Origin of the sequence: Shimia sp. (genome assembly GCF_039969785.1) — a bacterium.
Lineage (GTDB): Bacteria > Pseudomonadota > Alphaproteobacteria > Rhodobacterales > Rhodobacteraceae > Shimia.
Genome location: NZ_JBDVNC010000037.1, coordinates 57,915 through 78,521 on the forward strand (window position 1 = coordinate 57,915; position 20,607 = coordinate 78,521).

Annotated in this window: 18 protein-coding genes and 1 pseudogene; 7 read left to right on the forward strand and 12 right to left on the reverse strand. The window is 57.0% G+C overall.

The annotated features are described in order from the left end of the window. Positions 1 to 11: 11 nt before the first annotated feature. Positions 12 to 692 (reverse strand): SIMPL domain-containing protein, encoded by a 681-nt coding sequence (locus tag ABJI08_RS17205; protein ID WP_348403084.1) that lies wholly within the window; start codon positions 690 to 692, stop codon positions 12 to 14. A gap of 167 nt (positions 693 to 859) precedes the next feature. Here ABJI08_RS17205 and ABJI08_RS17210 point away from each other — a divergent pair, with 167 nt between their 5' ends. After that, on the forward strand, positions 860 to 3,310 hold the full coding sequence (locus tag ABJI08_RS17210; RefSeq protein ID WP_348403085.1) for a hypothetical protein: 2,451 nt from the start codon (positions 860 to 862) through the stop codon (positions 3,308 to 3,310). Positions 3,311 to 3,357: 47 nt separating this feature from the next. On the opposite strand, the gene ABJI08_RS17215 is transcribed toward ABJI08_RS17210, so the two are convergent. Together ABJI08_RS17215 and hppD are read right to left on the reverse strand one after the other, a co-directional pair. After that, entirely contained in the window at positions 3,358 to 4,236 is an 879-nt protein-coding gene (locus ABJI08_RS17215) for a haloalkane dehalogenase (RefSeq protein WP_348403086.1), read from the reverse strand. A 137-nt stretch (positions 4,237 to 4,373) separates the two neighbouring features. Continuing rightward, positions 4,374 to 5,471, reverse strand: coding sequence for a 4-hydroxyphenylpyruvate dioxygenase (hppD, locus tag ABJI08_RS17220; protein WP_348403087.1), 1,098 nt, complete (start codon positions 5,469 to 5,471; stop codon positions 4,374 to 4,376). 156 nt (positions 5,472 to 5,627) lie between these two features. On the opposite strand from hppD, the gene ABJI08_RS17225 reads away from it, so the two are divergent. Both ABJI08_RS17225 and ABJI08_RS17230 read left to right on the forward strand, forming a co-directional pair. Beyond that, positions 5,628 to 6,083 carry an Lrp/AsnC family transcriptional regulator gene (locus ABJI08_RS17225; RefSeq protein ID WP_348403088.1) on the forward strand — a complete coding sequence of 152 codons (456 nt, stop codon included), beginning with the start codon at positions 5,628 to 5,630 and terminating at the stop codon, positions 6,081 to 6,083. A gap of 21 nt (positions 6,084 to 6,104) precedes the next feature. After that, entirely contained in the window at positions 6,105 to 7,988 is a 1,884-nt protein-coding gene (locus tag ABJI08_RS17230; RefSeq protein ID WP_348403089.1) for a cation:proton antiporter, read from the forward strand. Positions 7,989 to 8,009: 21 nt separating this feature from the next. Here the strand turns inward: ABJI08_RS17230 and cobT are convergent, their stop codons facing one another. Then, positions 8,010 to 9,020: a nicotinate-nucleotide--dimethylbenzimidazole phosphoribosyltransferase gene (gene cobT, locus ABJI08_RS17235; RefSeq protein ID WP_348403090.1), complete on the reverse strand. Its 1,011-nt coding sequence runs from the start codon at positions 9,018 to 9,020 to the stop codon at positions 8,010 to 8,012. 82 nt (positions 9,021 to 9,102) lie between these two features. Here cobT and cobS point away from each other — a divergent pair, with 82 nt between their 5' ends. Beyond that, on the forward strand, positions 9,103 to 9,849 hold the full coding sequence (gene cobS, locus ABJI08_RS17240; protein ID WP_348403091.1) for an adenosylcobinamide-GDP ribazoletransferase: 747 nt from the start codon (positions 9,103 to 9,105) through the stop codon (positions 9,847 to 9,849). 10 nt (positions 9,850 to 9,859) lie between these two features. On the opposite strand, the gene ABJI08_RS17245 is transcribed toward cobS, so the two are convergent. The 6 genes from ABJI08_RS17245 to ABJI08_RS17270 all read right to left on the reverse strand — a co-directional run bounded on the left by ABJI08_RS17245 (position 9,860) and on the right by ABJI08_RS17270 (position 15,749). Next, positions 9,860 to 10,630, reverse strand: coding sequence for an ion channel (locus ABJI08_RS17245; RefSeq protein ID WP_348403092.1), 771 nt, complete (start codon positions 10,628 to 10,630; stop codon positions 9,860 to 9,862). A 115-nt stretch (positions 10,631 to 10,745) separates the two neighbouring features. Next, a complete protein-coding gene (locus ABJI08_RS17250; RefSeq protein WP_348403093.1) occupies positions 10,746 to 11,264 on the reverse strand; it encodes a CarD family transcriptional regulator in 519 nt (172 codons plus the stop codon). Between the two features lie 284 nt (positions 11,265 to 11,548). Then, entirely contained in the window at positions 11,549 to 11,887 is a 339-nt protein-coding gene (fdxA, locus tag ABJI08_RS17255) for a ferredoxin FdxA (RefSeq protein ID WP_348403094.1), read from the reverse strand. 50 nt (positions 11,888 to 11,937) lie between these two features. Further along, positions 11,938 to 12,315: an RNA-binding S4 domain-containing protein gene (locus tag ABJI08_RS17260; protein ID WP_348403095.1), complete on the reverse strand. Its 378-nt coding sequence runs from the start codon at positions 12,313 to 12,315 to the stop codon at positions 11,938 to 11,940. 3 nt (positions 12,316 to 12,318) lie between these two features. Beyond that, positions 12,319 to 15,147 (reverse strand): helicase-related protein, encoded by a 2,829-nt coding sequence (locus tag ABJI08_RS17265; RefSeq protein ID WP_348403096.1) that lies wholly within the window; start codon positions 15,145 to 15,147, stop codon positions 12,319 to 12,321. 32 nt (positions 15,148 to 15,179) lie between these two features. Next, entirely contained in the window at positions 15,180 to 15,749 is a 570-nt protein-coding gene (locus tag ABJI08_RS17270; protein ID WP_348403097.1) for a tetratricopeptide repeat protein, read from the reverse strand. A gap of 82 nt (positions 15,750 to 15,831) precedes the next feature. Here ABJI08_RS17270 and ABJI08_RS17275 point away from each other — a divergent pair, with 82 nt between their 5' ends. The 3 genes from ABJI08_RS17275 (at position 15,832) to ABJI08_RS17285 (ending at position 19,006) form a co-directional block, all read left to right on the forward strand. Beyond that, positions 15,832 to 16,122, forward strand: a complete 291-nt coding sequence (locus tag ABJI08_RS17275; RefSeq protein WP_348403098.1) for an SCP2 sterol-binding domain-containing protein — start codon at positions 15,832 to 15,834, stop codon at positions 16,120 to 16,122. After that, positions 16,122 to 17,060 (forward strand): alpha/beta hydrolase, encoded by a 939-nt coding sequence (locus tag ABJI08_RS17280; protein WP_348403099.1) that lies wholly within the window; start codon positions 16,122 to 16,124, stop codon positions 17,058 to 17,060. The genes ABJI08_RS17275 and ABJI08_RS17280 overlap by 1 nt, the downstream gene beginning before the upstream one ends. A 125-nt stretch (positions 17,061 to 17,185) precedes the next feature. Beyond that, complete coding sequence (locus ABJI08_RS17285; protein WP_348403100.1) at positions 17,186 to 19,006, forward strand: M3 family oligoendopeptidase; 1,821 nt, start codon at positions 17,186 to 17,188, stop codon at positions 19,004 to 19,006. A gap of 79 nt (positions 19,007 to 19,085) precedes the next feature. Here ABJI08_RS17285 and ABJI08_RS17290 read toward each other — a convergent pair whose 3' ends face one another. Then, positions 19,086 to 19,955: a delta-class carbonic anhydrase gene (locus ABJI08_RS17290; protein ID WP_348403101.1), complete on the reverse strand. Its 870-nt coding sequence runs from the start codon at positions 19,953 to 19,955 to the stop codon at positions 19,086 to 19,088. Positions 19,956 to 20,273: 318 nt separating this feature from the next. Continuing rightward, positions 20,274 to 20,542 (reverse strand): annotated as a pseudogene (locus tag ABJI08_RS17295) (DksA/TraR family C4-type zinc finger protein). Between the last annotated feature and the right edge of the window lie 65 nt (positions 20,543 to 20,607).

Sequence of the window (20,607 nt, forward strand, 5' to 3'; positions counted from 1 at the left end):
ATACACTGATTTTAGTCAACCAAGGCCCATACAATCATCACCTGAGACTGAATGCTCAACTCGCCTGCAGCGATCGGCACGGAATCAGACATCGCCGACTCGCGCATCATTTCCAGGCGCGGCTCAGAGCGGCCGGCTTCGCTGATCGACACAATCTCTCCCAGTTGCACTCCGGCGGCCTCGGCATAAAGTTCGGCCTTGGCCCGGGCATCAGCCACAGCCAACCGCCGCGCTTCATCCTGACGCGGGCGCGGCTCCTGCAGATCAAACCGGATACCATCCACACCGTTTGCTCCGACCGCAATCAACACGCCTAAGATCTCACCAACTTCCCCCAGATCGCGCACCCGGATGGACAAGCGATTGCTGGCTTCAAATCCCACCAGCTTAGGACCAGTCTCGCCATAATTATTATGATCGCGTACCGCGTTCAGCGACAATCCGTTTGTCTGAATATCGCGCGCGTCAATGCCCTCTTCGGCCAATTCCGTCAGGACCTCTGTCACCGACGCATTAACAGCCGCCATCGCTGCCTTGGCAGTTTTGGCCCGATGCGTCGCCCCAAGCGAAATCACCGCCATGTCTGGCGTTGCTGAAACAACCCCGGTCCCATTTAGCGAAATTGTTCTGTCTTGCGCAAACGCGCCTCCTGCCAAACTCGACAAAAGCAATACTACCAAACCAAACCGCATGTTTTTCTCCTGAATGCCGAACGGACACCCCATCATGTAGTATGTGACCGACGCTTTGCCACAGGGGCCAAGTCTTTTTCTTCCCCTTTGGCAATTACTTGCTATAAATCTTTCAATTACTTGCAGAAGACTCCAATCTGCCTTGTTCGAGTGCTATTATTTTAGATATGAAACCGTCCTTCGCTCTTTCGCTTTCATTTGATGGAATTGGCCTGCTTAAGCGTGTGGCCGATGGCTGGCACCTTTTGGGTGAAGTGTCGCTGAGTGCCGACGACCTTGCCGCCGACCTGGAATCATTACGAACGTTGGGTACAGAGGCCTGCGAAGGCCCGTTCGCCACCATGGTGGTTCTGCCAAACGACCAGATCAAATACCTGTCTCTGAACACCGGACGCGCACGCGACGCCAAACGCCGCGAACTCGCCGGAGCAGCCCTTGAAGAGGCCACGCCCTACCGTGTGGACCAGCTGTCGTTCGACATCTGTGCACAGGGCCGCGAAACTCAGGTTGCTGCCGTTGCCCGCGAAACCTTGGACGAGGCCGAAGCCTTTGCTGCCGAACACGCGTTCAACCCGGTGTGTTTCACGGCTATGCCCGAGCCGGGTGAATATGCAGGTGTTCCAAATTTCGGCACGTCATCTGTGGCCGAAAAGTTTTTTGGCGACATAGAAATCGTCCTGGACCCCACGCCGATCAAGATCGTTGGCCAGGGTCCGCTCGCACCACCGCCGTTCAAAGCTGAACCGGTCAAAGCTGCACCGATCAGGAACGCGCCCGTCGAGGCCGAAGCCGTCGCGCCCGAGCCCGCGCCCCAACCCGCAGAACAGCCAGTTGAACAGGCGGCTCTGGACCCGGATCCGCCCGCACCAGACGCCACAGATGCCGCCGAGAGTCCTCCACCTCTGACCGCTAAAGACATTGGCGAGCCGGTTTCGTTTGCATCAATACGCGCCCGTCGCGATGATCCCGCACCGGCGGCAAAAACTGAGCTTGGCGGCGCCAGCCGCATTTCTGTCGGCGCCAACGCACCAACCATCCCGGGCGATACCGGCCCAACCGCCGAACGCAACTTACGGTTTGACCCGGCAAAAGTCGCCGCAGGTCTCAAAGCCGATCCAGCGCCCAGGCCGAAATCAGAGGACGCGGCCAAAAACCCGGCACCAGAGCCAGGCACAGAAGCGCCCAGTTCATTCTTTAGCCGGCGCGCAAAACGATCCGCCGCCTCGGTTGCCCCGCCAACAGATACGACACATTCAGACGGGACTGCTGCAAAGGCTGATAAACCAAAACAAGTTGCCGAAAAACAGCGTATGACCGTGTTCGGCGCGCGCGCCGAGCAAGAGATCGGCGGCAAGCCGAAATACCTTGGTCTGATTATGACAGCCGCCTTGCTGTTGTTTCTGGTCGCTGTCGCAGTTTGGGCCACGGTGTTCCTGGAAGATGGTGTCGCCGGGCTATTCAAACGCGACGAACCTTCTCAGATCGTTCTGCTTGATCCCGAAGCCGCGGTTGTCGCGGATGACCCGGCACCTGTTGTAGTCCCCGATGTAGCGTCTCAGGCAGATGTGCCGGTTGTGCCACCACAACGCGACTCCGCAAGTCTGGATACGGGCGTACTGGAACCCGCAACCCCGGACAGCATCACCGACAGCGCCGAAGTCGAAGCGATGACCGATCTGGCGCATCCGACCGTGCTCAGCGAAAACGAAGCGGAATCCCGCTATGCCGTGACCGGCATTTGGGAACGCGCGCCCTTACCGCCCGCCACACCTACGGCGGGCAGCACCGAGAATTTTTATGCGACGTCCATCGACCGCATTCTGATGGCGCATGACGCCGTGGCATTGCCCGACCCGGCATCTTTTCAGATCGATCAACCCTTGTTGGGCCAGCTAAACCCTGTGGCGCCGGGCACTGACTTTGATCTCGACGACCGCGGACTGGTGATTGCAACCCGGTCTGGCGCACTGACACCCCAGGGCGTGATGGTCTATCTGGGCAAACCTCCTGTCCTGCCGGCCAGCCTGCCCACCCGCAGCAACGCTCCAGAACCCGCTTTGTCACGCGAAGACGCATCCCGGCTGGCGTTGGTACGCCCCAAATTGCGCCCGGGAAACCTGCTTGAAAGCAATCAACGCGCCACGTTGGGTGGCTTGTCACGGGACGAGCTTGCCAGCATCCGTCCCAAGCTGCGCCCAACAACTGAAAAAGAAGCTGCCGAAGCCGACACCACTCCAACCGAGCTCGCCGTGGCCGTTTCAAAACGCCCACGCCAGCGCCCCAGCAACATTGCCCAACTGGCCCAGCGGTCAAAACCAACCGAACCAATTGTTGCTGTCCCTGCCGCCGCCAGCATGACGCCCAAGATCCCGACAACAGCTTCTGTGGCGCGTCAGGCAACCATTCAAAACGCCATCAACCTGAGAAAAGTGAACCTGATTGGCGTGTACGGCACCAATTCCAACCGCCGCGCATTGGTGCGACTGGCGAATGGGCGATACAAAAAAGTTCAGGTCGGCGACCGGATAGACGGCGGCAAAGTCGCGGCCATCGGCGATCAGGAACTGCGCTATATCAAATCCGGCAAAAACATCACTTTGAAGATGCCCAAAGGCTGAGCCAACGCGCCTTGGACACGGTTTCGCAACCGCCCGGAGCTCACATTTCAGTCAAGCCCGCGCAACCAATCGCGCAACGCCGCGCCAATCTCGTCGGGGCTGTCTTCCTGAATGAAATGGCTGCCCGCAACCGTCACCTCGGTTTGATTTTTCCAGCTTTTGCAAAATTCACGCTGCGGTCCGATCAATATTGCCCCCGGCTCTGCGTTCACGAACAGTTTTGGCAAAGTGTTTTCAGCCATCCATTCCGCATAGGTCTGCACTATGTCCACGACATCCTTGGGTGTCCCGTCCAGCGGAATTTGGCGGGGCCATGTCAACGTGGGGCGCCGATCTTCGCCCTTGGCCAGAAATGGCCGTCGATATTCCCGCATTTCTTCCGGGTCTAAGTCTCGCAGGATGGACCCCGGCAAAACCGCCTCAATGAACAGGTTTTTTTCAAGGATCATCTCTTCGCCCGCGGGTGACCGAAAGGCTTCGAAAATGGGCCGGGCCGCTTGCGAAAAATCGTCCCACGGTATCGGGCACACGATGCCTTCCATATAACAGATGCCCCGCACCCGGTCCCGATGCCGGTTGGCCCAGTCAAACCCCAGCGCCGACCCCCAGTCATGGATCACCAGTGTGACGTTGTCCGCATCCCCAATAACCTGATCAAGCAACCCATCCAGATACGCGCGATGCTCAACAAACCGATAGCTGTCTTGCCCCACATCCGTCAGCTTGTCACTGTCCCCCATACCAATCAAATCCGGCGCAATGACGCGTCCAAGCCCTTGAACATAAGGCACAATATTTCGCCACAGATAGGACGATGTCGGATTGCCATGCAGGAACACAATCGGATCACCCGACCCCATTTCGGCGTAAGCCATCTGCCTGCCCTCAACCGTGACATATTTCTTGCTCAGCGCCGCGTATGTCATGTGATCCTCCGGAAAAAGCTGCCCATATGCTGCACCAGCGCCTGATCTCTGTCACCCTCTCAAAACAACCCGCCAACGAAAAAACGCCGCCCGACCCAATGGTCGGACGACGCTCCCCTCCCTCCGGTTGGACCGGATTATTCGGCTGCGCTCAGTTCGCCGCTTTCGATCTGCTCACGCTCAATCGATTCAAACAGAGCCTTAAAGTTCCCCTCTCCGAACCCGTCATCGCCCTTGCGCTGAATGAACTCAAAGAAGATCGGGCCAATCACGGTTTTCGAAAATATCTGCAGCAGGATCTTGGTTTCCCCGCCATCAACAACACCTTCTCCGTCGATCAGAATGCCGTGTTTCATCATCTTGGCCTTGGGTTCGTCATGTCCTGCAACCCGTTCATATGACAGGTCGTAATAGGCCTCGTTTGGCCCCGGCATAAACTTCAGACCTTTATCCGCAATTTTGTCAGTTGCCGCGTAAATATCATCAGTTCCTACCGCGATATGCTGAATGCCTTCGCCATTGTATTTCTTGAGATAGGCCACGATCTGACCTGTCTCGCCGCGATCTTCGTTGATCGGAATGCGGATTTTCCCGCAAGGCGACGTCAGGGCACGGCTGAACAACCCGGTAAACTTGCCCTCAATGTCAAAGAACCGGATTTCGCGGAAATTAAACAGGTCGCCGTAAAACCTGAACCACTTGTCCATGTTCCCCTTGAACACATTATGCGTCAGGTGATCGAGATAGTAGAACCCATCACCCTCAGGCTTGGAGGTCACAGTCCAGTCAAATTCATCGTTATAGGGTGAGGTGTCGAAATACTGATCCGTGAAATACAGCAAGCTGCCGCCAATCCCCTTGATCGCAGGCCAATCCAGCGTTTTGTCGTCGCTTGTATACGGCTCTGCCCCCTGAGCCACAGCATGTTCAAACGCTTTTTGCGCATCCACAACACGCCACCCCATCGACGGCGCACAGGGCCCGTGCTCTTCAACAAACCGCGATGCAAAACTGCCCGGTTCGTTGTTCAGAACATAGGTCACATCGCCCTGTTGCCACAGCTCAACCGCCTTGGATTTGTGATTTGCGACATGTGCAAATCCCATTCGTTCAAACAGCGCTCTCAACTGCTCTGGCTCGGGGTGGGCAAATTCCACAAACTCGAATCCGTCGGTTCCCGCCGGGTTATAGTCGGAAATCTCGGCGCGCGGGGCGTCATGTGGGAAAGGTCCCATGTCGCGTCTCCTATTCTGGGTAAAATGCTGTTTTTTCGTTCGCTAAGTGAAGAATAAGCGCTCCACGGTGCGAAAACTTCGCGAAGTGTCGTGCAAATTTCATAAACTACGCGTAGATTATGCGTATGCGACCCACTTTATGCGAGTTTTCCGCACATGCTTGACCAGATCGATATCCGACTGCTCTCGGCGCTTCAGAAAAATGCGCATCTGACGGCTCAGGAACTGTCAGATATTCTCAACCTGTCGCCCAGCCAGATCGGGCGCAGACGTCAACGGCTAGAGGCAGAAGGATATATTCAGGGTTACTTTGCCCGTCTGAACCCGGAAAAGGTTGGGCTGCACGTACAAGCCTTTGTTCAGGTTCAGCTTGGCACCCATGGACCGGAACAGGCCCGCAGCTTTTCAACCCTGATCAGCACGCGTCCCGAAGTTGTGAGCGCATGGACACTAACCGGGGATGCAGATTATTTGCTGCGGGTCTATTGTAGCGACCTTAACGCCCTCAACCGGTTGATTCACGAAATTCTGCTGGCCCACCCGGCCGTTAGCCGGGTGCAAAGCCAGATCGTGATGGACCAGCTGAAACGAGACGCACCACTGCCGACCTAGCGCGGCAAGAACAGGACTAGAATGGAAAGCGTACTTTATTCGGCCACCATCTTTTTGATGACCGCAGTCATCGCGGTCCCAATCGCGGCCCGGCTTGGTTTGGGGTCGGTACTGGGATATCTCGCGGCAGGCATCCTGATTGGCCCGGTATTTGGACTGGTCGGCAGCTACGAAACTGGTGAATTGCTGCACTACGCCGAATTTGGCGTGGTGATGATGCTGTTCCTGATCGGGCTGGAACTTGACCCGCGCGCGCTTTGGGCGATGCGCGACAAACTCATCGGTCTGGGCGGGCTACAGATTGGCCTGACGGGCGGCGCGGTTATTGCGGCCTCGATGTATTTCGGAATGGGCTTCAATACAGCGATTGCGATTGGCATGATATTCGCACTGTCCTCAACCGCGATTGTCCTGCAAACCCTGTCGGAAAAGGGGTTGATGCAAACCGGCGGCGGACGCTCGGCCTTTTCCGTTCTGCTTAGTCAGGACATCGCGGTGATCCCGATGCTGGCGATCCTGCCGTTGTTTGCCCTGCCTGAAATCCACCAAATCGCCACCGATGGCTCGATCCACAAAGAAGCCGCAGCGGCATCCGAGCACTCTCTGTCGCTGGTCGAAGGCCTGCCCGGATGGGGCGTTACGCTGGTAACAATTGGCGTTGTTGGCAGCATTATTTTTGGCGGCATGTACCTGACCCGGCCTGTGTTTCGCTTTATCCATGCGGCGCGCTTACCGGAAATGTACACGGCGCTGGCGCTGCTGATTGTGGTTGGCATTGCGCTTTTGATGATGCTGGTCGGCCTCTCACCTGCGCTTGGCACGTTTATCGCGGGCGTTCTGCTGGCCAATTCCGAGTTTCGCCACGAGCTGGAAAGCGACATTGAACCCTTCAAAGGGCTGCTGCTTGGCCTGTTTTTCATAACGGTTGGCGCTCAGATCGACTTTGCCGTTCTGGCCCGATCGCCGGGTCAGATCATCGGCATCGCGGTGGGCATCATCGCGCTCAAGGCTGCCATTCTGTTTGTTTTGGGCCACGCCTTTGGCCTGAGAAAGCGCGACCTGTGGTTGTTCACCCTCAGCCTTGCCCAGGCGGGTGAATTTGGCTTTGTACTGATCTCATTTTCCATGCAGCAAAATGTCCTGCCGGTCTGGGCGTCGGAACGGCTGTTGCTGGTTGTGGCCCTGACGATGCTGATCACCCCGTTGCTGTTCATTATCTATGACCTGCTGTCCAAGTATGCGGGCGATCACGGCGAATCCGACCTGCCCGAAGCCGACGAAATTGACGAACGCGGTCCGGTTATCATTGCGGGTATTGGCCGTTTCGGGCAGATCGTGAACCGCCTTGTTCGCTCGGCAGGATTTCAAACCGTGGTGCTGGATCACAACATTCGCACCATCGAAAACATGCGCCGTTTTGGCGTCAAAGGCTTCTTTGGTGATCCAACCCGCCCGGAAATGATGCACGCCGCCGGGTTGAGCGAGGCGCATGTTCTGGTAGTTGCGCTCGACGACCCCGAAGCCGCGCTCAAGCTGGTAGCATTTGCACGGCGCGAACGCCCGGACTTGCACATCGTGGCGCGCGCCTATGACCGTGGTCAGGTGTTCCGGCTGTATCAGGCGGGCGCCGACGACATTGTGCGCGAAATGTTTGACAGCTCTCTACGCGCGGGGCGCTATGTTTTGGAAAACATGGGGCTGAACGAATACGAAGCCGCCCGCGCCGAGCAGATTTTTTACAAACACGACCGCTATTCGGTTCAGGAACTGGCCGAGCTTTGGCGAGAGGATGTCCCCGTCGCCAAAAACGACGCCTATATTGCCCGCGCCAAAGAACTGGAAACCGAACTTGAGGCGCGTTTGCTGGAGCAAAAACAGGAAGACGACGCCGACCAGCGGTCCTGACCCCGCCAGTCTCAACTGGCCTCAGCCGTCAGATACGCCCGCTTCGGCGAACGTCGCCATACCCGAATGGCATGCCACGGCGGATTTCAGCACGTTGATTGCCACGGCGGCACCTGATGCTTCTCCTAGGCGCATGTTCAGGCGTAACACTGGTTCCTTGCCCAGCTTTGCCAACACCGCACCATGCGCAGCCTCTGCGCTGGCATGTCCGGCAATCACGTGATCCAACGCGCCCGGAACAGTCTCAGCCAAGGTGGCCGCCGCTGCCGAACAAATGAACCCGTCCAGAATGACCGGAATGCGCAAATTGCGCGCACGCGCAATGGCACCAGCCATTGCCGCCAATTCACGACCGCCAAGACAGCGCAGAATATCCAGCGCATCTCCTGCGCCATGTGCCGCCACGCCTTCGCGCACCACGCGCGCTTTGTTGACCATTCCGGCGTCATCCACACCCGTTCCGCGCCCAACCCAGTCTTCGGCAACACCGCCATAAAGCGCATGTGCAATCGCTGCTGCCGACGTGGTGTTGCCAATGCCCATCTCACCCACAACCAAAAGGTCCGCATCCGGGTTCACCGCGTTCCAACCGGCGTTCAGCGCCGCCACAACTTCGTCTTCCTGCATCGCCGGGCCCTGCGTGAAATCTGCCGTGGGGGTCTCCAGCGACAACGCAATTACATCCAACGTCGCTCCTGCGGCCCGGCTCAGCTGATTGATCGCCGCGCCGCCATGCTGAAAATTCAGCACCATCTGTTCTGTCACTTCCGCCGGAAAAGCCGAAATCCCCTGCGCCGTGACGCCGTGATTTCCTGCAAATACAATCACCTGTGGAGCTGTAATCTCGGGCCGCGCGGTGCCGCGCCAGCCCGCGTACCAGATCGCCATGTCTTCCAGCCGTCCCAATGCGCCCGGAGGCTTGGTCAACTGCCCGTTGCGGGCCTCTGCTTCGCCCAATGCGGTCTGATCAGCCCCCGGTGCCGCTTCAAGCAAGTCACGAAACGCGCTCAGGGTGGAAAATTCTGCAGACATGGGGCTAGCTCCTGTTGATCTCTCATCTCCCGCGTTGTTTACCTGAATGCCAACGCCCGGCAAGGCAGGAAAAGACGCAGCCATGTCCAGATCCGACAAGTTGTTCCATCCCGGAGATATTCTGACGGCAATCGCTTTGCTGTCACGCCTGCCCATGCGCGCTGATTTCAGCCGGGGCGCCCGCGCATCCTGGGCCTATCCCATTGCCGGGGCCGTGATTGCCGCCATGGCCGCCCTACCAACCGCCGCCGCGCTCGCCTTGGGCATACCGCCCACGCTGGCCGCGCTGGTCTGGGTCGCCGTCAGCGTCATCATATGTGGCGCCATGCACGAAGACGGGTTGGCGGATTGCGCCGATGGGTTCTGGGGTGGCTGGGAACGCGACCGACGGTTAGAGATCATGAAAGACAGCCGGATCGGCGCCTATGGCGTTATCGCGCTGTGCCTGTCGCTGGGGGCACGCTGGCTGGCGGTGGGAATCATCCTGCAATCAGACACCTGGCTGTGGCCTCTTCTGATCACAGCCCTGTTGTCACGTGCCATCATGCCAGCCCTCATGACCGCCCTGCCACATGCCCGCGACAACGGCCTCAGCCACGCACAGGGCCGCCCTGGCGTTCCAACAACAACCTTGGGCGCATGTCTGGCTGTGACCGCTGCCGTCGCGTTGATGGGTCTATCAGGCCTCTCACTGGCCCTGCTCGCCGGAATGTCGACTGTCATCTGTGGCTTGATTGCGCGCACAAAAATCGGCGGGCAAACCGGTGACGTGCTTGGCGCAACGCAACAGGTTACAGAAATCACCTTGCTTGTGGCCCTGACCGTCTGAAACCTGCACCTCAGAACCCTTCGGTTTCAATACGAATGGTCTCGCCGCAGTGTTTGCAATGCACCGCGTCCTGATCATGTTTCAACAATCCGCAATGCATGCATTCACAGCGCACTTTGTTGGGTTGAAACACCGCCTGAGCCAATCGCACAAACAGCGCCACCCCAATCGCCATAACAACCACAGAAAACACCTTACCGGCCGGAGTCCCCAACGTGATGTCGCCAAATCCCGTGGTCGTCAGCGTGGCAACGGTAAAATACAATGCGTCAATAAACGGGGTGCGCGTAGACTCCGGGTCCAGAAAGAACACCAGCACAATTGACGTCGTAACCATGATGAAAATGAACAGATTGACTGAGGCAAGCAAAGTCTCTTCATGCATGCGAAAAAACCGGCTGTCACGCCGCAGGTCATTCATCAACTGATAGGAATGGATCAGCCGCAAACCGCGCAACACCCGCAGGAACGCGACGTTGCCGGACAGGAATGGATCAAAAAACAGCGACAGTATGACGACAACATCGGCAATGGTGTAAAGGCGGCTGAACAACGCCATGCGATCCTCAGCAATCCACAACCGGGCCACCAGGTCCGCCAGAATGATCAGCCCCACAAGCTGGCTCAGCACGATCAACCCGGGGCCATGCCGCAAATGCGCGGTGCCAACAAAGAAAATGATCGTCACCGCATCAAACAGGATCAGCACATATCGAAACTGCACCGAACGCCGGTCGTTCCCGGTGTAAAGTTCGTTAATCTTTGCCTTCAAATGCGCCATAAACACTCCCTCAGCCCTACTAAACAAGGCCGAGGAATGTCGCGCAAGACTTTGATGGCAAAGAAAAAGGCCGCCCCTGATCAGGAACGGCCCAAATCTGTCTTGTATTTAAAGCTTATGCAGCAGCGGCAGCACGCGATACCAGCACATCGTCGATCTGCTTGGCGGCAGCCACTTCGTCACCACCGGCCACAGCTGACACTTCGCGCGTCAGGCGTTCCAGGGCGGCTTCATAAAGCTGACGTTCAGAATAGCTCTGCTCGCGCTGGTCATCGCTGCGATGCAGGTCACGCACCACTTCGGCAATCGCAATCAGATCGCCCGAGTTGATTTTCTGTTCATATTCCTGAGCACGACGCGACCACATCGCGCGCTTGACCTTGGCCTTACCCTTTAGCGTCCTCATCGCCTGATTCACCACGTCCGGTGAACTCAGACCACGCATGCCAATTTCGGTGGCTTTGTTGGTCGGCACCCGCAGGGTCATCTTGTCTTTTTCAAACGAGATCACAAACAGCTCCAGCTGCATCCCGGCGACTTCCTGTTCCTCGATCGATACGATCTGACCAACGCCATGCGCCGGATACACAACAAAGTCGTCAGGACGGAATTCGTTTTTCTTAGATTTGCTCATGCACATTTCCTACGATACGCCCAATCATACCGGACAAAAAAACCACGTTCGGGAAACCGTAATCCCGACGCGGGTGTTCTCTGGTATAAAAAGCCACCTCGGCACAGACGCAGGGATGGCTCACGGGCATTTTTAATTTGTGACGTTAATATAACATAAAAACTGACCCTTTGAAAGCTTGTCAGCCAAAGGATTCGGTTTCTTCTATGTTTTTCAGCCTTCTACCGGCTTTTTTCGATCATACAGGCTCTGGAATTCAAAGCGAATCACTTTTTGACCTTAGGTCAACCGCCTTCACCCGGTGCTTCCGAGAAATACTTTTCCATCTTACCCGCTTCACCATCACGCTCGTCCGCTTCGGGCAGCGGCTCTTTCTTGGAGATGATGACAGGCCAGATTTCCGAGTATTTGCGGTTGAATTCAACCCATTTTTCCATGTCTGGCTCGGTATCCGGACGAATGGCATCTGCCGGGCATTCCGGTTCGCACACGCCACAATCGATGCATTCATCCGGGTGGATCACGAGAAAGTTCTCACCCTCGTAAAAGCAGTCTACAGGGCAGACCTCCACACAGTCAGTGTATTTGCACGCGACACAGTTTTCAGTGACGATGTATGTCATGGCTCAGTTCATCCACATCTGGTTCGAAGCTCTGCCTAAATCAGAGTGACTTAATCTTCAAGACGCGAAGCGCGCAAAGAAACGAGATTGCGGCGATCCCGCTTGGTTGGGCGTCCTTTTCCGTCCGATCCGGGCGCTCTGGGAACAGTTTCCTGTTCTGGCGTCAAATCTTCATACAGCGTTTGCGCCTCGCTTGCTGGTCCCCGTCTTTCGGGCAAAGCAACCACGCGCACCACGCGCACCCGTTTCGCCTGAGGAAATGTCAGGACATCTCCGGAACCGACCCCGTGACTGGCTTTGGACGTCTTGGTGCTGTTCACCCGCACATGTCCGCCGGTAACAACTTTGGTGGCCAGCGAGCGCGTTTTAAAGAAACGCGCCTGCCACAGCCATTTATCCAACCTTTGTTTAGGGGTCGCCTCGCTCACGCATCACTCTTTGGTTTTCAGTCCCATCAGCGCGGCTGCAAACGGATTGTCCGGGTCAATCGCCTTTTCCTTTTTGGGCGGGCGTGACTGGAACTGTTTCGCGCCTGTGTCGCGACGCGGGCCTTTGCCCTTGGGTTTACCACCCTTGCCTTGGCCACCTTTGCCACGCGGGGCACCACCCTGGTCACGACGACCCTGAGGCGCGCCACGACGTGGGCCACGGGCATTTTGCCGTCCACCCCAGGTAAAGGTGAAAAAGACTTCGCTTTCAGGCGCCGCGGGCGCTTCTGCGCCATCAGCATCTGCGTCCAAAGCCGCTGCTTCCTGAGGAGCAGCCTCTGCGTCAGAAACCTCGGCAACAACTTCGGCAGTTGTGTCGGCGTCCACAACATCATCACCCGTCGTTGCTTCTGCGGGTGCTTCATCAGCCGGTGCAGCGTCTGCTATAACGGCCTTCACCTTGTCGCGTTCGCCTTTTTCGGCCTTATAGCCCAAGCCCTGCATCAGGTCGGCAAACTGTTCCAGCGTCATGCCAGTGATCGACAACATATCCGCCTTGGCTTCAAAACCACCACGGCTGTCTTCGACCCGCAACATGTCTGCCAGTCGTTCCAGCATATCGATACGGATCGCCCGCTCACCTGCGGCGCGATACCCGGACATCGCGTCATACCCTCGTGGCGCAGAATCACCAGCCGGCACAGTCACCAAACCCGGAGGCGGTGCTTCGGGGAATTCCTGCAACCCATTGGTCAGCGACCACAGCACCAGACGCAACCGCGTTGGCGCTGGCTTCAGCAGCAAAGGCATGAAAATTGTAAACTGACCAAACCGAATGCCATGTTTGCGCAGCATACCGCGCGCATCCTGATCCAGTTCCTTAACCTCATCGGCGATGTCGCCACGCGGAATGATGCCCAGATTTTCGACCATGCGGAACGCGAAACCACGTGCAAGGCCATTCAGCTCTTCATCCCGGCTCAGGTTCAGCAGCGGCTCAAACAGCGCGGCAACCTTGCGATCAATGAAATGCTGCAAACGGCGTTCGACCTTTTGCGACACATCCGCACCGGCCTCTTCGTCCACAAACACATGCACCAGCGGTTTAAGCGGATCGGCACCCGCCACCAGCTTGCCCACGGCATGTTCGCCCCACATCAGACCACCTTGTTCGGTAAAGTCGATCTCTGTGTCCGGCGCGTTATAGAACCGATCCGCGCGCAGATGGAACTGCGGCGCCAGCGCCTGAACAGCCGCCTGTTGCAGCGTTTTGGCTTCCTGCCCGCTATCTGCCTTGTCCGCGCTAAAGCGGAACCCTTCGAGCCGTCCGACGAATTCGCCTTCGACTGTCACTTCACCGTTATCGTTTACCTCGGCCAAGAGGGCCTCCTTCTGTTTGAGCCGGCGCAGCAATACAGATGTACGCCGGTCCACAAATCTTTGCGTCAATCGCTCATGTAGCGCATCTGACAGGCGGTCTTCTACCGCGCGAGTCTCGCCACGCCAATGGTTTTCGTCATCTATCCACTCTTTACGCTGCGCGACATATGTCCATGTGCGAATAAATGCCAGACGTTTGGAAAGTGTGTCTATATCGCCATCCGCCCGGTCCAGCCGCCGCACCTGACGTGCCAGCCAGTCATTTGGCACCCGTCCCCGCTCGTGCAGATAGGCAAAGATGCCTTCGATCAGGCCAGCATGTTCTGCATGACTGATGCCGCGAAAATCGGGTATACGACAAACGTCCCACAGCAATTTGACCGAATTCGCATCGCTGGCCCGTGCGCGGATTTCCGCTTGCCCTGCCAAAGTTTTCAGCGCTTTAAGGTCGTCGGCCTCGCGCGCCTTCATCAACAGTGGATCATCCGGTGCCTCGTCCAGCGAAGCAATCAACGCATCAATGGTGCCAAACCGTAGATGTGGATTGCGCCAGTTCAGCTTGCGGATAGGCGTAAAGCGATGCTCCATGATGGCTTCGGCCACCTCGTCAGGCAACGCCCGCGCCTCGCCCGTCACGCCAAATGTGCCATGGCTCATGCCCCGTCCGGCGCGTCCGGCAATCTGCGCCAGCTCGTTGGGCGCCAGCGGGCGCATTCGGCGTCCGTCGAACTTGGTAACGGACGAAAACGCGACATGGTCGATATCCAGGTTAAGCCCCATGCCAATCGCATCCGTGGCCACAAGAAAATCAACGTCACCGTTCTGATACAGCTCGACCTGCGCGTTACGTGTGCGGGGCGACAACGCCCCCATCACCACCGCAGCACCACCCTTTTGGCGGCGGATCAGTTCGGCCATCGCATATACGTTGTCGACCGAGAACCCGACAATGGCCGACCGCGCCTGCATGCGGGAAATCTTGCGCGCCCCGGAATAGCTCAGCGTCGACATCCGTTCGCGCCGCATAAACTGTGCGTCAGGCACCAGATCGGAAATCACGCTGCGCATCGTATCGCTGCCCAGAAAAAGCGTCTCTTGCGTGCCGCGCGCGCGCAACAACCGATCTGTAAAGACATGCCCACGCTCGGGATCGGCGCAAAGCTGAATTTCATCAATCGCCAGAAAATCGGGCCCCATGCCTTCTGGCATCGCCTCGACTGTGCACACCCAATACTGTGTACGCGGCGGTACAATACGCTCTTCGCCGGTGACCAGTGCCACCACAGAGGGCCCGCGCACAGCAACAATCCGGTCATAAACCTCGCGCGCCAAAAGCCGCAACGGCAGCCCGATCACTCCGGCCCGATACCCAAGCATCCGTTCGATCGCGTAATGCGTTTTGCCCGTATTCGTCGGACCCAGCACCGCCGTTATCTGCCGTTCCCCGACCATATTGATTTGCCTGTTGTGGTCTTATACGCGCCTCAGAGATCGCTGCCCCGAACCATCGGTTCGAGTCGCTGCAACGCTTCTGTTAGGCCCGGTTGATGTGGATGTATAGCCTCGACCTGTCGATACGCCTCATAGGCATCTTCTGCACGGTTCATCGAATCCAATATGACCGCCAGCCCCATGATGGCCTCAAAATGATTGGGGTTCAGCGCCAGAACATGCTCCAGATCACCCAAAGCCGGACCATAAAGTTCCAGATCGTAATACGCCCGTGCGCGTTCTGCCCAGCCTTGCGCAAACTCCGGGGCATGGTCGATCACTGCCGTAAAATGTTCAACGGCGGCATGCGGATCATCCCGCTCCATCGCCTTGCGCCCACGTGTCAAAAGATAGTCCGCTGTGGCCGACCCCGAGGCGCTCCATTCGCGCCGCACCTGATCTGCCAGCGTCTCAGCACGTTCCGGGCTCGAGTCGCGCAATTGTTCGATCAGTGGAACCGCGCTGTCATCAGGCACAACAGCCTCTTGCGCGGTCGCAACCAAAGGTTGTAGACCGGTGGAAATCAGCGTAGATGCCGCGACGAAAAGTTTGAGTAATCGCATTAAGTTGACCATAACGTAAGAGACTGTAGCCTGTGCAATCTGTAAACCCAAGATGTGCACGACAATGTGAAGGATCAACCACATGAGCCAAATCGTGGCAGACGCCGTCAAGGCCCTGACTGAAAAACTAAGCGGCGATGCCTTTGACGGATCGGCTAAATTTGAGATCGAAGGCGAAGGCAGCCTGGTCATCGATGCCGACGGAGTGCGTGCTTCAGACGAAGACACCGACGTCACGCTGTCCGCAGATGTGGACACGTTTCAGTCGATTCTCGAGGGGGACCTGAACCCGACAGCCGCCTTTATGTCCGGCAAGCTGACGGTTGATGGCGACATGGGCGCGGCAATGCGTCTGGGCTCTGTTCTGGCCTGATGCAGCTGCGCGACGCCCCTTTTTACCACGACGTCGCCGAGGGACCGCCCGCGCGGGCCTGGTGGCTTCATGCTGAAGACGGGGTGCGCATACGCATGGCCTACTGGCCATCCACCAACGCCCGCGGTACGGTTTTCCTGCTCCCGGGGCGCACGGAATATATCGAAAAATATGGCCGCAGCGCTGCGGATTTCGCGGCGCGCGGCTTTGCACAAGTCTCAATCGACTGGCGCGGACAGGGGCTCGCGGATCGCCTGCTCGATGACCGTCGCGCAGGGTATGTTCAGGACTTTCCTGACTTTCAACTGGATTTGGACGCGGTTCTGCAAGCTGCCGAACAGGAAAACCTGCCCAAGCCGTATTTCATTATCGGGCATTCAATGGGGGGCAGCATTTGCCTGCGTGCCCTCATGGAAAACAAACCCTTTAACGCGGCGGTATTCAGCGCGCCGATGTTCGGCATTCAGCTATCAGCCCTGATGCGCCCGGCAGCATGGGCCATTTCATGGGCCAGCTCGCGGGCAGGACACGGACACCGCTTTGCCCCGGGCACGGGTCAGGAAACCTATGTGCTCGACAAACCCTTTGAGGGTAATTCGCTGACAACCGATCCTGATATGTACCGCTATATGCAGGCTCAGATGCGCGGATACCCGGACCTTGCATTGGGTGGCCCCAGCCTGCACTGGCTGCACGAAGCCCTCAGAGAATGTCGCACCCTTGATCTGCGTCCCTCTCCAGACGTGCCTTGCATCACGTTCCTTGGAGAGCGCGAACAAATTGTGGCAACGGACGCCATTGCTGAACGCATGAACCGGTGGCCCAATGGCAAACTCGAGATGGTGCCCGGCGGACAGCACGAAGTTCTGATGGAGATCCCGGAACTGCGCAACCGCATCTTCGACCAGTGCGCTGCATTGTTCGCTGAAAACAGTTAAACGCCGTCCGGCCAGACCAGCGTCACGCAAGGCTAATGCGCCTCTCCGGCTCCCCTCCCCCTTGAACCCGACGCACTGCTCTGCCTATCTGTGTCTCAACACGTTTTTCCAACCGGAGCTTTTGAATGCTGAACCTTCCCTTCCCCGTCCGTGATGCCAATGCCCAAAGCGGCTCAGACGGTCTCGGCAACCTGCCCGAATGGGATCTGAGCGACCTCTACACCAGCGACGACGCACCTGAATTGGACGCCGATCTCGCGTTTCTGGAAAAAGAATGCGCTGCCTTCGCCGCCGACTATGAAAACAAGCTGGCCACATTGTCCGCCGACGACCTGCTGACCTGCGTTCAACGCAACGAGAAAATCTCTCAGGTCTCGGGTCGCATCATGTCTTATGCGGGCCTGCGCTATTACCAGCTCACCACCGACGCACAGCGCGCTCAGTTCATGGCCAACTGTCAGGAAAAACTGACAAATTTCTCAACTCCTCTGGTGTTTTTCACGCTTGAACTGAACCGGATCGAAGACGAAACTCTGTCCACAGCCTTTGCACAGAACCCCGAGCTTGCACGCTACAAGCCCGTGTTTGACCGCATCCGCGCAATGAAACCCTACCAGCTTTCCGATGAACTGGAGAAATTCCTGCACGATCTTGGTGTGGTCGGCGACGCATGGGAACGCCTGTTTGATGAAACCATCGCCGGGCTGACATTTGAGGTCGACGGCGAAGAATTCAACATCGAAGGCACGCTCAACTTTCTGACCGACCCGGTTCGCGAAAAACGTCAGGCCGCCGCCCAGGAACTGGCCCGCGTCTTTAACGACAACCTCAAAATTTTCAGCCGTGTCCACAATACCGCCACCAAGGAAAAAGAGGTCGTCGACCGCTGGCGCAACATGCCCACAGCGCAAACCGGGCGGCACCTGTCCAACGATGTCGAACCCGAAGTGGTTCAGGCCCTGCGCGACGCGGTTGTTGCCGCCTACCCCAAGCTCAGCCACCGCTATTACGACCTGAAACGCAAATGGCTGGGGCTGGACCGAATGCAGGTCTGGGACCGCAACGCCCCCCTGCCCATGGAAGATCCCACAACCGTTTCTTGGGACGACGCCCGCAAAACCGTGATGGATGCCTACACGGCGTTTGATCCTCGCATGGGCGAGATTGCAGAACCGTTCTTTGACAAAGGTTGGATTGATGCGGGTGTGAAACCGGGCAAAGCCCCCGGCGCCTTTGCGCATCCAACCGTCACCAATGTGCACCCTTACGTGATGCTCAATTATCTGGGCAAACCGCGCGATGTGATGACGCTGGCCCATGAACTCGGCCACGGTGTGCATCAGGTTCTGGCCGCCGATCAGGGGGAAATGCTCTCCTCCACGCCGCTCACCCTTGCCGAAACCGCCTCAGTGTTTGGTGAAATGCTGACCTTCCGCGCCATGCTTGATGGTGCCGAAACCCAGGAACAGCGCAAGGTGCTTCTGGCGGGTAAAGTCGAAGACATGATCAACACCGTCGTGCGCCAGATCGCGTTCTACGACTTTGAATGCAAACTGCACGCCGCCCGACGCGAAAGCGAACTGACCCCGGATGACATCAACGCCATCTGGATGTCAGTACAGGCCGAAAGCCTTGGCGAAGCGTTTGATTTCATGGAAGGATACGAAACCTTCTGGGCCTATATCCCGCATTTCGTACACTCGCCTTTCTACGTCTACGCCTATGCGTTTGGAGACGGTCTGGTGAACGCGCTTTATGCCGTCTACGCCGAAGGCGACGCCGGGTTCGAGGATAAGTATTTCGACATGCTGCGCGCCGGTGGCTCCAAGCATCACAAGGAACTGCTTGCGCCCTTTGGCCTTGATGCCAGTGATCCGAAATTCTGGGACAAAGGCCTCAGCATGATCTCAGACATGATTGACGAACTGGAAGCAATGGAAGCCTGATCAGCGCTGCCCAAACACATCCGAAAGACCAGCACACACAATTCAGGAAGCGCCCAAAAGGCGCTTCCCTTTTTCGTATCTAGTTACCGATCTGCGACAACAGGTCAGGATTCACCACAAGGTTGCGCACCCCATGCGCGTGGTCTTCGTCAAATACGTTGCCCTGAAGCCATTCGTCGACCGACGCAATGCTCAACTTGGCAACTCCCGGACGCACGTTCCACGTCACCTGGAATGGTGATCCTTTTTCGTTGTAACCCGGACCTGTCGTAGACCCGGCATATTGAATGGGTGTTCCGGTGTCGGACGGAATATTTGGCGCCTGATGCAGACCCCCGACCTCTTCAGTATGGGCAAGCTCAACAAAGTTCAGCGCGCTGTCATCATTGACCAGAACGAAAACCTGCGTTTCTACCCGCAACTGCGGGTTCCCAATCGCGTCATTCAGACACGATCCAAGTGTCGGGCCCGGCGAAATCTTGGCTGTGCTGTGCACATAATGCACTTCAATCGTATCTCCGGGCTCCAAAGTGCCGTGATCAGATTTGCCAACAGGCTTGTCATAATGGGCCAGCTCGGCCTCTGTCAGGTCACCGTCATATTTGTAACCGGTGCCATACCCATGCCCATCACCGTTGCCTGCATAGGTGGTGAAACTCCCACCCCTGTGCTCAGCGTTCTCATGAAAGTGGATATTGCAAAGGTTCATTTGCGTATGTGCTGGCGCAGTCCCAAAATCGCGCGCGTTATTTCCCGCAATTTCATCAAGATCGCGCGGCGACTGAGGCCCGTATCCTTTGCCCGTCGTGGATTCGGCCAACGTTTGACGCTGTTGCGAAACAACGTCGTCAGCAACGGCATCATGGGTGTCAGACGAGGCCACGGCCACATTGGCTAGCAGAAGTACCGCAACCGAACCAAGCATAACTGCTTTACTTGAGTGTGTCATAAAATGTCCCTGTTCACTAGTTTTGAGCAAAAATCAAATTACATATCAGTATTAAGTATTCGATATAAAGAATTTGTTTCTCAACTCCAAATTCAATAACCGCTATTCTTTAACGCAAATCAACCCCACGGAATTATAACTCGCGCCTTTTAGGCATTTCTAAACAAAAAATCGGAAATCATCACGGATTTGTGAATAGTGATCTAAAAATTTAAAGGATTAGTCAATTTGAATTAAGATGCATCCAATTTACACCTTTATTCGGCTACGAAACGACAGTCCGTCATGCCATTTTTCCACGAACCTGGCGCCCCATACTCACTTCAACTGACTGTCCTTAGACCCGCGCCGGTTTATTCCGCCACGCGCCTGAAACCCCGCGTCGCGTTCCTGCATACAGTCGATACAAAGCTTGACCCCAGGTATGGCCTTGCGCCGGGCTTCCGGGATGTCTTCGTCACATTCGGCGCAGCGCATCAGGCTTTCGCCCACCGGACGCCTTTGCGCCTGCATCCGATCCAGCTATCGCGAAGCGAAGCCTCAATCTGCTCGCTCACCGCACCATCGCGTGCCCATCCTCCGGCCATTTCATCCTCCCATCAAAGACGCAGATCAACAGGTTCGTCGGGATTTGGGCAACGGGGCGGGTGGG